The following is a 12,217-nucleotide window of genomic DNA, read 5'->3' as shown; positions in this document are numbered from 1 at the left end:
CCACTTCGCGGCCGAAAGGGCTCAATCCGCCCCATGTTCCCGTCGTGTCGTAGGATGAATCACAGATGTGGTTGTCCTTCGCGTGCGTCAGCGTGATGTAACGGATACCCCGCCCGTGGAAGTACGCCACATTGGCCAGATCTCCCTCTATGGGCGCACCGTTCTCCATCCCCATGGGAAATGAAATCTTGCCGTTTTCGAAATTCTGTTGCGCTTCATCGGGCGATCGGGCCAGGGCGAACTTGTCAGGATGATCCTCCACCAAAGACACCACCATATCGATAAGGGTATCGGCCTTCACCTTGGCGCCCCCTGTCTTCTGGTAGGACGCCGGAACGTAAATGGACATGAAAGGTACATCGAGTCCGCCGGCGGTGGCGCGGACGTAGTCAAAATCCCCCCCTTCGGTCCGTACGGTAATATCTTCCATCTCCTTCGATAGCCGCCACGGAATATCGATGTGACCGTCAGTGATAATGTACTTGTGCGCAAGTTCATCAGCTTTCTGCTTGAGAGCCGAATCTTCTCCCGAACTGCACGCGAAGAAGACAGGCAAGAGAGAGAAAAGTAACAGCACGGTTCTTCTGATTATCAAGTTATCCCCTTTCAATTCTGACTGCTGAATACGATCATTCATACACCTCAAGGTCACGGCCTGAAACAACTTTGCCGTCATATTGAGATGATATTTCTTTCAGGAGTTCCTCTTCCGTGGCGCCCCAGAAAAGCTGATGATACAGGACCAGCAGACCGGGCCGGGCCGCTGACGCAATTTCTGCCAGTTCTGTGCTGGAGGTGTGAAAACTCGCATGATATGTCTGCCACTCCGGGGGTCTTTGGCGAAAGCGGGACGCAGAATAGACCTCATGCACAAGAATGTCGCACCCGTTACACTGATCTATAATGCTCTGGCTCGGCCGTGCATCGCCGGATATGACTACTGTTTTGTCTGAAGATACAAATTTATATCCGAACGCCTCTCGCCAGCTGCCGTGCTCCACGGGAAAGGCTGTCACCGATACATTGGAGTCCTCATAGATGACACCCGGCTTAATCTCATGAGCTTCCACTCTGTAGCCGGTACTGTTCGCCGGTTCGAGCCCGTTGAGCCTGATTTTGATATCCTCTCGGTAAGCCGCGGTAAGATGCCGTGTCATGGCTCTCAGACCTTTCGGACCGTATACCTGCAGAGGTACCGCTCGCCCGAGTACCCACGGTGTGAAGATGAGATCGGCATAGCCGACGGTGTGATCAGAATGGAGATGAGTCACAAATGCGCGCGTCAGATTGGTGACTTCGAGCGCATCCACGCCGGAACGGGATGCAGCAGCGGCCCGCCGAACGACGCCCGGACCAAAATCGACCAGATAAGGCTGACCGTTTACGACAACAGCTACAGCAGGACCGGATCGATCGGGATCAGCGTTGGGCGTTCCCGTCCCCAGGAGTACCACCGCAGTTCCCGACTGGCCCGCAGAAAGGTAATTGAACGAATTGAGCATCGCGCACAGTAGAACGGCGAACAGTGACACGGGAACGAAGGTATCAGTCATGTCGAAGTTAGACTCGCCCCTTACCGGCCGCTGTCCTGAGTTGAAACGCACGTCTATCGCTTCTTCATGAGATAACCGGAGTACAACAAAAGTTCGTCGCCGTTCTCATCCTTCACCACCCTGAAGGTTTCACGCATGTGCCGTCCGAGTCCAATCATGATTGCTTCATTATCATCAATAGGCTGCAAAATACCCCTTATTCTATCGTCCATAATCTCGCCCTCGAATATGAGAAGGCCGTCCTCAACGACAAGGGATGGATCTTCAACGAAGATGATATCCTCTCCCTTATTTATATTTTCATATTCTCCCTCCCGCCGCCGCCAACTATCGGGAATGGGGGTCTCTTCCACTTTCTGAGCCAATATCCTGTTCAATCCGTCGGACGTTACGGAGATTAAACTCATTCCGCCCATTTCAAGGAATTCAACTTCCTGATCAAAGATGGTCTTATGGAAGAGGCCAAACAGTCTCAGTTGTGGTGTATAGGTGTCCCTGTCGTTTGGAATGAGATCAATCTTGATCTTATCAATTCGAGCCCTCAACCGCCCTTTTTGTGATTCAACTTCGGTGCTGCCGAACGGAAAGGAGTAGATTCCCTCATACTGTGACAGGTCTCCTTCGTTTTCCAGCACAAGTTTGGGCGGATCGCTCACTTTGGGCGCTTTGATGCCACGAAGCTCCAGAGCACGCTTCAAAATTTTCGGCGCAACCTGATCCGCAACGGTTCTCCCTCTCTCAGAATTGGTGAGTACCACAATACCCAGTTTTTGTTCAGGAAGAGTAATCAGCAAGCTGTGGAAGACGACGGTCGATCCCATGTGCGACGCTACCTTGCCCGCATAACCGAGTCCAGCGCCCCGTGTCAACGACCAGCCGAGACCCCACTCGATATCCAGATCCAGTTCAACGTCTGCATTCTGAACTGTCAGCATCTCATCCAGTGTTTCCGGTCGAATAATCTGATTGCCGTCGGCAGTACCCTCGGCGAAGACCATACTGATAAAATCGGACAGATCCAACACATTGGAAACCATCTTGCCGGCCGGGACTTCCCGTATGTCTGGATCCTCATATTCTTTCCCCTCCCTGTAACTCTTTGAATACAGTTTCTCAATATGAGGCGGCATCCCGAACGAGGAGTGATTCATACCAATGGGTTCAAAAATCTGTCCTTCAATGTATTGCACAAAATCTTCGCCGCTAACCTTTTCTACCATATAACCGAGGAGAGACATGGCAACATTCGAATACGCAAAGACGAAGTTGATGGGGTAGGCAACATACTCACTTTTCAAATCATCGATAACTGTTGAATAGTGAGAAGCATTGCGGGTGATAAATCCTTTTAGAATATCGCCCGGAATGCCGGAATGATGAGTCAACATTGTTCGAGGTGTGATCGAGGGTGCATCCTGAAAGCGGGAACGGATGGAAAATTCTGGCACGTACCGTACAAAGGCGCTGTCAATATTCAGCTTTCCCTTTTCCTCGAGCTGCATGACGGCAGTTGACGTAAACAGTTTTGAAATAGAACCTACTCTGTAAACAGTCTCCGCGGTAGCTGGTATCTTTTCCCCTTTGTCTGCATAGCCGAATCCCTCCGCCCAGACGATCCGCTGATCATCCACAAGGGCGATGCTGAGACCCACAACGTCGTTTTTACGCATCAGCTTGCGGATCTGTTCAGAGGTTTCCTGAATGACTGTGCCATAGTTTTCCTGAGGAAGAACCGCAGGCTGACTGGGGATTGTAGCACAGCCAAAGAGAAATAACAGTCCTGACAGCAAGATTACTTTTCTCAACATGCTAAACTCCCGTTATCATCATTTAACTCTACACGGTGTGATTCGTATGGCGTTCGATTTGAAACTCGACGTCTTGCTCCGATGATCCACAAGTTGCGGAATTAAGACGTTTGCCTCAGGGAAAAATGTAAGCACATTTTTCCTATTAACATCGAATGGTTTTACGTTCACACGTTATATTTCGCCAGTATCAACTTCCATATTGACTCTACCGGCGGCGGCGATTCGTAATTCTCGCACATCGTCTCTATTCATCAGAACTACCCATCTGGTCTTTCACTCGGCCGGGTTGGATCTGCATCCAAACGGCGAGCACAACCTTACTATTACACGTACACGAAAGCAATTCAAACTGTTTTGATCAATAGACAAGTGGAAGGGTGAGCCACCCGGTACTTTCCATCACTTCAGAGGTTAAGATTCTGTAAATCGATTGACCGATCTATGGCTGCGTGTGTGGGATTAAACAGGGGCTAAGCAAAGAAAGCAATATTAGTGATCTCCACTTTCGCCTGGGAGACCGAATGGAAGAAACTTCGGTCTAATCGAGAATTGATTCGAGATAGTTCAACATCTTTTTTTGCTGGCTCAGCCACCCGAGTCTCACCTCGATATTTATATAGCGTACACCGCGCCTGGCCATGGCCCGGGAGAGAGAACCATCATCCTCCCCATCAGCTGACGCCTGAAGAACTACATTAAACGGTGAGCGTGACAACTTAGTGAAATCATCTCTGTCAGTACAGAGGAAGAAGTTGTGGTGATTCTGATCGCTTTTGATGGAAACCTCATTGCTGTTATCGATTTCATCATCAACAGAGTACCCCCTGAGATTATTGTGCAGAGCGATGATCAATCCACTGTCGGGCGGTGTGATGGCGGTGAGGAAGTTTTCACGATCTCGATCCAGCTTTTCGAGGGTGCTGTTCATCTTCTTTTCTGACCAGTGAGGATTGAATTTGTGCAAATTCTTCCTGGCCCCTTCGCGGGAGAACATCCTGTTTGGATCAAGCATTCCCCCTTCAAACTGTATTTCACGTTCAGATCCAGTTATGATAAAGGCCAGTCCCGGATGAGATTTCATGTGCGCCTCGATAGCCATCCTGGCCGTCTGCTCATCCCCGTGAAGCCAGATATAGCGCCTCGATGATTCACCTCCATTTATCACCTCGAAGCGAATAGATGCGAGTTCAACGGATGTTAAAACTCTATCGCCTTGCATGCCTGAGCTCACAACAAAAGGGAAAAACACAATAAGGATCAGTAAGAATAGATCACAACATGGCCGGGATATAATCAATTGCTTAAATCAGCGGCAGCCATATCGTGACCGCAACATGTGGGCGATTTGATCATGCCGCAGCCGTTGGGACACTTGGATACTTCAACCTTCGTACCGTCATCTCTTGTGATATGGTCATGTACCAGTTCACTGCCGCAGCTCGTGCAGGTAAGTCCTGTCACCCCCATACCGCATTTCGAACAGACATATTCCGCTATGATATCACTTTCCTTTCAAATCTGAATTAAGACCAGCTGTCCTTGAATCTCAATTAACAAAATTATACTCCGCCAGTCGGTGGATACGATGAACAAGTTTTCATCTTAGCAGCACCATCTTACTACTCAGTGTCATCTTACCCGCGGTTATACGATAAATGTAAATGCCTGAACTGACCTGCCTCCCCATATCGTCCGTGGCATCCCAGATGACACGTTTATAGCCCGGCTGTTGTTCAGCATTTACGAGTGTTCTCACCTTGCGTCCCATGAGATCGTAAATGATGAGACTCACCCTCGATGATTGTGGGAGATCGTACCTGATGGTAGTCTCAGGATTGAACGGATTAGGATAGTTTTGCAGTAGTCTGAAAGCGTCCGGGAGTGCCTTTGCCGATGATGCCACAGAAAGCAGACCGGCGTCAGCAAAATCGCCCGTTCTTTCAAGGCCGCCACGATACATGCTCCAGAACTTGCTCTTTCCGGCTTTCGTCTTGACGTCTACAACCTCAATCGCCCGCGTTGTCCCCGTCGCCACTTCTGCATCACCGTCACCATCTACGTCGCCGATGAACAGGCCTGCCGCAACAGGTCTTTCAAACGTCACCGGGAAATTCTTTACCACTTCGCCGTCGGAATAATATGCCCAGACGGAACTGTCCGACAGCGCTATAACGATTTCCGCAACGTCATCGTTATTCATATCAAAGAAGACAGGCTCAGAGATCAGTTCTTTCTCAGTCAGCAGAGGCCAGCCGCCAAGGTCGTTGCCTTCATTGCTTAGACCGTAGATCGACCCGCTGACGGTTCCGAAGAACAGTTCGAGATCTCCATCCTGATCCATATCGGTGACAGCGGGCGAAATCCTGATCTTGTCATCAGCATCGTAGCTCCAGACGAGCTCGGCCGTATGATCGATCACTTCCAGTTTCCCGCTCTCGGTACCGATGATGATTTCCGAAGTCCCGTTACCGTCCAGATCGGCCAGTGCCGTCTCGGCGTAAACTTTGTCATCAGCCACGTAGGGAAAACCATCCAGCGGCTCCCCGTCCGCTGAGTAAGCCCACACATTGCTTCTCAGTGTACCGAGAACAATCTCAGCATTCCCGTCCCCGTCCAGATCTCCCGCAGACGGAGCCCTCAGCAGCGGTCCATCGCCCACCGCAACGGGAAAGGACTCAAACTCAGTGCCGTCATGATTGATGACAAACAGGCTCCCCGGACTGTTTACGAAAATGATTTCCAGATCACCGTCACTGTCTAGGTCTTTGAGCGCTGTCGTGGAGATGAGTCCCGAAACGGTGTACTCCGCCTGAAGGGAGCCGTCACCGTTCAGAATGTAAACGGCTGAATTATCGGCCGCCACCACGATCTCCACGTCGCCGTCTCCCTCCAGATCGGCTACGGCCGGCGAAGACTTGATACTGCCTCCCGTGACATATGTCCATTCGAGTGTTCCATCGCTGCCGACGGCGTAGACGGAGTAATCATCTGTACCGGCCACTACCTCGTTCTCCCCATCGCCGTCAATATCATAAACGATGGGCGCCGTGTGAACAACACTCGCTGTCGAAAAGGGGAATCCGGCTTGAGCAAGCAACACCTTGACATTGAGCGTCTGAGTCGTCTTGAATCCTTCACTGTTGGCGGCTGATACTGTCAATGTTACGGGAATGGTCTTTTGCGGCGCATCAGCGGCGATTTCGAATACGAACGGATCTTCATCGTTGGAAATGCTAGAACCCGCTTCCAGATCGCCTGAAACGGCAAATGAACTGGGCATGATGGAAATATCCGGATCATCAGCACTGATAGTGCATGTCACGTCGGTGGCGGTGGCAAATCCCCCCTCATTCATGATAGTGACAGAAATGACGCCTCCTTCGCCGGGATTCAACACACCATCGTAGTCATTCTCCTGAAGCGTGGAGATTTCATACGACTCAATACCGAGCCTCGGAATTCCCAGCATCTGGTACACTCCGTCAAGGGCATCCTCGATGGCGTCCAGAACAGCTTTCTGATCGAATCCGTAATCGGTATAGCGCACCGTCATGGTATGATCGATTATGATATTGTGCGGAATGTAGCCCATGCCGAAAAGATCCCACGCTGACCATTCGCTGTCATCGGCGATGGGATAGGTGAGCCCGAACATCTCACCCCAGCCGGAGCAACTGTAGGGTTGGTCCCAGTCGAAGCCGAAGCCAATCAGCCGCAGGCCCTGATCTTTATACGTCTGATAGATGGTTTCCGTAAGCGGAGCCTCCGCCTGACAGGATGGTCACCAGGATGTAAACAGGTTAAACCAGAGCACGTAGTACTTTCCATTATCTTCATCCATAAAGTAATCTGACAACTTGAAGGAATCGCTCTCGGCAAAGCAGTACGGAGCTGTGAAGTTTTTTACGCTGTCACCAACTGTATGCTGGCCAGCTACTGTGGACGCCAACAGAATCGAAACGGTTACGATCCTGAGCATTAGAATACCCGTTAAGTGCAATGGGTGAAAATTACACTTAGTTAATTTGCAGGAGGTGTGGACATGCTGTCAATCAAAAGGTGAATTTCCTCTACGGATTTCGTATGGGTGTCGTACCAGGTAGACGCCATTTCAGCAGCTGTTTCTTCACCAAATGTTTTCACCCACATATCAAGAAATGACATTTTTGCCGGACCCATGTCGACCATACCGTCCATTCTGCCCACAGTCACCAGAACACTTCCTTTTCCACCACGGACATTGTAAATACCCCAAGATCGTTCATAGTCTGTGTTCTCAGCTGCTTCTTTGATCTTCCCAATCAGGTCCAGTTTTTTACCTACATCTCCCGGTTTACAATACAAATATGTGAGTAAAAACATGGGGGAACGCCGGTCATTATAGCTGGCTTCAGGTACTTTGACATAATAGAGCATACCACTACTTTCTTCAATATATCTTTTCAAGATTCTTCCCCAATCTTTGTCATGAGCATCGGTGGTCACTCTATTATCATATTCCTTCCAGTAGTGGTTGGTCGTGCCGATGAAGTATTGACCTGATCTTGGACCGGACAGTACCAATGAGCCAAACTGGTTCCACTGTCCCTCCCCATGCCATTCAGAGACGTGAGAGGAAACATCTTTGACAAAAGCGGCTTCTTTTCCTTGGTACACTTTTGAATATCCTCCACTGTTAACAATCGGTTGATCCTGAGCATGTATCCCAACAAACCAAACCACAGCAACAGCCGAAACGATAGTTCGTTTTAACATGAGACACCTCCTTGTTGTGTATTTTCTAAGGATGATTACTTTTGCCTGACGGACTTTGAACTCCCCCAGCAACGAAAAAATTAAACATGAAAGACTGTAAAGTCAACCATTGTTGGTTGATAAAGTCCATCCGACCATTTACAGATCAATTGTTACAATTATATTTAGTCTCTAAATTGTTTTGAGATGTGTCACTTACCGTCGGGCGGTACATTTCCACCGGGATCGGTCTTGATCAGCAAAAGGTCACTGGCACCTTCAACAGCGGATTCGGTAAATCCCGTAATCACATAACCTCCATCGGTAGTCTGATGAACAGAATATACATCATCACTATCGCTGGCATCAAACAGACGCTTCCACTGGCTGATTCCCTGACTGTCTGTTTTTATAAGCCAGACGTCAGACCCCCTGTCTTCCATGAGCTGCGTGGAACCAGTTAAAACAAAACCGCCATCTGAAGTTTGATCAACCGCATAACATTTATCCCAGCTCCGGCCGCCGAAAGTCCGATTCCACTCTTCCCTCCCCTCCCGGTCTGTCTTGATGAGCCAGACGTCCTCAAATCCCGGGTAAAAAGCACGGGTGACACCGACTGTAATATATCCCCCATCTAAAGTTTGCTGCACAAGATGACCGTAGTCGTATTCACGGTTACCGAATATCCTGTTCCACTCTCCGTTGCCCAGAGAATCAGTCTTGATGAGCCAGATATCGCTCCAGTCGCGACCGAACGATTCCGTGTAGCCAGTGATAATATATCCTCCGTCGTCCGTTTCATTGACAGAATAACCGTAATCCCAGTTCGACCCGCCAAAGGTCTTGTTCCACTCCCGATCGCCCTGCCTGTCCGTCTTGATGAGCCAGATATCCGAGTCACCGCTACCAAAGGAAAAGGTGTAGCCTAGAATGATATATCCACCATCTCTGGTCTGCTGGATGGCATGTGCCTTGTCCCACTTGAAACCACCAAAGGTGCGGTTCCACTGCTGATTGCCGTGTTCATCGGTCTTGATAACCCAGACATCACTCCACTTTTCACGATAAGCTTCCGTAAAACCGGCGATGATATAACCTCCGTCCACGGTCTGCTGAACAGAGTAACCGTGATCTGTCCCTTCACCGCCGAATGTTCGACTCCATTCCTCACGCCCCTTCGGATCAGTCTTCAGCAGCCATACATCACCGTTCTTGTCTGAGGCGTAGGTCTGTCCCGTTACAATGAAGCCGCCGTCCTCTGTCTGCTGTACGGATTGACCTCTTTCTGGATCGGTACCGCCATAGGTTTTGACAAACCAGCTGTGGGAGTCGCCTGTAACAGGAACAGATGAAGTGGTCAGTCCCCAGACGTCCTGCACTTCGAGACGATAGTATTTTGTGTGCCACGGTCCCACATCCTCCAGGACAAAGGTGGTATCGCTCTTTACGGAGCTGGAAAATATCTCTTCTTCAGTGCTCATATCAGCCTGTGATGACTGATATAGTGTATAAGATTTGAAGTCATCGTCGGGATTCCTGGTCCATGTGAAATAGAACGAATCGTTGCGATAGACTACTTCAGCGAGGATCGGCTCGGTAGGATTGTCATCCAGCACTTTATATCCCCTGCCAAACGACTCCTGACCCCAATGATCCGTGGTCCTTATCCAGAACCATCTTTCCCGTGAGGGGTCAAACTTCCCTTGACCGACGAGTGAAAAGAGTGTTATCTCCCGATCAGCGAAACTGGCTATCACCCGCTTACGACCTTGCCTCGTGTGCGAAACGAGAAGATCATAAGAGACAAAATCAGGGTGTGCGGACCGCTCCCACTTCAAAACGAACTTCTCCAGGTCGTAGTTCACGGAAGTTACATCCAGCGGCTCCGGAGGGAAATTGACTTCGTTCGATTTTCCCATGCCAGTGGACGTAAGACCCCATTTATCACTAACCTTAACCCAGAACCAGTTTTCATGAGTGGGATCAAAATCGCGCATAACATAAGAAGTCCTGCTGCTGTCCCTGCTGGTGACCAGTGATCGCCTGGGACCGTCTTCCATTTCTGAGTAGAGCAGTGTATAAGAGAAGAAGTCGGGTTCTGTGGATTGGTCCCAACTGATAGTCATACTGTTGTCATCGTATTCCACCGCAGTGATATCCACCGTTTGTGGCGGCGCGTCAATCTTATTGGATTTACCTTTACCCACCGACTCCAGTCCCCATCTGTCAGCCACATTAATCCAGAACCAGTTCTCGTGTGACGGGTCAAATTCTGTGAGTGTGTAGGAAGTCTTCTTCCTGCTAGCAATCGTCGCCAGCGATACCCTTTCGCCTCCTTCCGTTTCAGAATAGAGAACCTCATAATTCTGAAAATCCTTATCTTTGGAGCGCTTCCACTTCACCACCATCTCATCCAGGGTATACTTCACAGATCTGACGGCTATTTCCCGGGGAGGAGAATCGACCTTATTAGTTATCCCCCGGCCAACTGAGGTCTGACCCCAGTAGTCGGTCGTCCGGACCCAGAACCAATTCTTGTGAGTTGGATCGTAGTCGGTCAGCCGGTAGCTGTTTTCATCAGCATCGGTAATAGTAGCGTACAGAGTCCTTGGACCCGTTTCTTCCTGGGCGTAAAGAAGCTCATAGGATTCAAAGTCAGTCTCCTGACACTTGTCCCACGTTACCGCCATTTTTTTGAGGTCATACTTCACCGTCTTTACGTCAATTCTTGGCGGCGGGCTGTCCACTTCGTTTGAGGCGCCTTTCCCCGTTGTCGTCTGGTCATAGCTGTTGGTGCTCCTGATCCAGAACCAGTTTTCCTTTGTGGGATCAAAATCGTCCAAAACATGCTCTGATACCGCTCTATCTGAATACCGTGCCAGAGATTTTTTACTGCCGGTGGGCGAGGCCGCATAGAGGAGTTGATAGTCACGGAAGTTGCCATCCGGTGATGAGCTCCAAGCCACGGTCATCTTTTCAAAATCGTAAGTGACAGACATGATATCGATCGCTTTCGGAGGCGGATAGATGGGCGAAGTCAGGATCGGCCCCTCGCTCTCAAAACTTAACGTATCGATGACTATCACACGGTAGTGCTGAGGCTGCAGCGGATCGATTTTTCGATCAACGTAGGATGTATCAGACACTCTCTCCGAGGTGAAGATCACCCTTGAGTCAGTCATCGACGGCTCGCTGGACTTCTCCACCCGATAGGAAGCAAAATCCGCATCGCGGGAACGGTCCCAAACTATTGTATATCTGCCGCTTCTGAATGCCGTAGAAGTAATTCCTAAAGGCTGAGGATACGAGCGCCGGTTGTCCACGGTCACCGTAACGGTATCACTTTCCCCCGCTTGGTTGGCGACGTCGTAAGCCCTGGCAACAAGAGCGTGTGATGACCGGTCGGTGTATTCTTTAGTATTCCAGGCAAAAGTGAACGGCTCCTCGTCATCCGCCAGCCCTGTAGAATCACCATCAACCCACAATTCCACCCGGGTGACCGAATCGTCATCCGTGGCGGTACATTCGATCCTCACCACCTCAGCTACAGACTCTTGAGCCGCCGGCATATCGATGGTCACTTCGGGGGGACTGTCACACCCCGAAGCCAGGAAGACTGCCATTATGATCAGTCCCGTGAGTTTTCGCTGTGTCGATTTCACTCCATCCGAATGTAGTCTATAAATCAGGAAAGGTCAACGTATGTTAGCACACCAGATTCATTTATTTAAGGCTCCTTATTCAGATGCACTTCTCTCAGGAGCTTTTCAGTTTGAATACTACACTTTTCTTAGCGCAATAAAAGTGCTTAAACAATACTCCCACAGGCAAAGATGCATGTGGTACATCATCACCAACCCGCCCCGGGATTAGTAACGCCTTCAGGGCAGAGTCAGCGGTGGCTTTGGATGTTATTTCAGCAGCAGCATTTTGCGCGTACGGCTGAAATCACCCGCCCGGATCTGATAAAGGTAAACACCGGCACTTACAGACCTACCGAAATTATCCGTCCCGTCCCACATCACTTCGTGCCGACCCTGCTCCCGCCAACCGTTAACTGCTACTGCCACCTGACGGCCCAGTACATTATAGATCGTCAGCTCCACATCCGCTTGCTGC

Annotated in this window: 10 protein-coding genes; all 10 read right to left on the bottom strand. The window is 49.9% G+C overall.

Annotated elements, in window-relative coordinates; translation table 11 throughout:
• On the bottom strand, window positions 1-592 hold a 592-nt coding region (locus QF669_09150; GenBank protein ID MDP6457596.1), incomplete at its 3' end, for a membrane dipeptidase.
• A gap of 37 nt (window positions 593-629) precedes the next feature.
• Entirely contained in the window at window positions 630-1,604 is a 975-nt protein-coding gene (locus QF669_09145; protein MDP6457595.1) for an MBL fold metallo-hydrolase, read from the bottom strand.
• 2 nt (window positions 1,605-1,606) lie between these two features.
• A complete protein-coding gene (locus QF669_09140) occupies window positions 1,607-3,361 on the bottom strand; it encodes a serine hydrolase domain-containing protein (GenBank protein MDP6457594.1) in 1,755 nt (584 codons plus the stop codon).
• A 541-nt stretch (window positions 3,362-3,902) separates the two neighbouring features.
• Window positions 3,903-4,583 (bottom strand): hypothetical protein, encoded by a 681-nt coding sequence (locus QF669_09135; protein ID MDP6457593.1) that lies wholly within the window; start codon window positions 4,581-4,583, stop codon window positions 3,903-3,905.
• A gap of 74 nt (window positions 4,584-4,657) precedes the next feature.
• Window positions 4,658-4,825, bottom strand: coding sequence for a hypothetical protein (locus QF669_09130; protein MDP6457592.1), 168 nt, complete (start codon window positions 4,823-4,825; stop codon window positions 4,658-4,660).
• Window positions 4,826-4,961: 136 nt separating this feature from the next.
• Window positions 4,962-7,019 carry an FG-GAP-like repeat-containing protein gene (locus QF669_09125; protein ID MDP6457591.1) on the bottom strand — a complete coding sequence of 686 codons (2,058 nt, stop codon included), beginning with the start codon at window positions 7,017-7,019 and terminating at the stop codon, window positions 4,962-4,964.
• 126 nt (window positions 7,020-7,145) lie between these two features.
• The gene (locus tag QF669_09120; GenBank protein MDP6457590.1) at window positions 7,146-7,343 is read right to left on the bottom strand and encodes a hypothetical protein; all 198 of its coding nucleotides are present in this window, start codon (window positions 7,341-7,343) and stop codon (window positions 7,146-7,148) included.
• Window positions 7,344-7,384: 41 nt separating this feature from the next.
• Entirely contained in the window at window positions 7,385-8,119 is a 735-nt protein-coding gene (locus QF669_09115; protein ID MDP6457589.1) for a hypothetical protein, read from the bottom strand.
• A gap of 191 nt (window positions 8,120-8,310) precedes the next feature.
• A complete protein-coding gene (locus tag QF669_09110) occupies window positions 8,311-11,760 on the bottom strand; it encodes a fibronectin type III domain-containing protein (protein MDP6457588.1) in 3,450 nt (1,149 codons plus the stop codon).
• Between the two features lie 249 nt (window positions 11,761-12,009).
• Window positions 12,010-12,217: FlgD immunoglobulin-like domain containing protein (locus QF669_09105; GenBank protein ID MDP6457587.1), on the bottom strand; the 208-nt coding region annotated here is incomplete at its 5' end.

Source organism: Candidatus Neomarinimicrobiota bacterium, from assembly GCA_030743815.1.
In the GTDB taxonomy this organism is placed as follows: Bacteria; Fidelibacterota; Marinisomatia; order Marinisomatales; family S15-B10; genus UBA2146.
This window is presented reverse-complemented; position numbering and strand designations above follow the sequence as displayed.

Bases quoted from the DNA above. Each gene is read 5' to 3' on its own strand.
- QF669_09140 (MDP6457594.1), bottom strand. From the start codon at position 3,361: ATGTTGAGAAAAGTAATCTTGCTGTCAGGACTGTTATTTCTCTTTGGC.
- QF669_09135 (MDP6457593.1), bottom strand. From the start codon at position 4,583: ATGCAAGGCGATAGAGTTTTAACATCCGTTGAACTCGCATCTATTCGC.
- QF669_09125 (MDP6457591.1), bottom strand. From the start codon at position 7,019: ATGTTCGGGCTCACCTATCCCATCGCCGATGACAGCGAATGGTCAGCG.
- QF669_09120 (MDP6457590.1), bottom strand. From the start codon at position 7,343: ATGCTCAGGATCGTAACCGTTTCGATTCTGTTGGCGTCCACAGTAGCT.
- QF669_09115 (MDP6457589.1), bottom strand. From the start codon at position 8,119: ATGTTAAAACGAACTATCGTTTCGGCTGTTGCTGTGGTTTGGTTTGTT.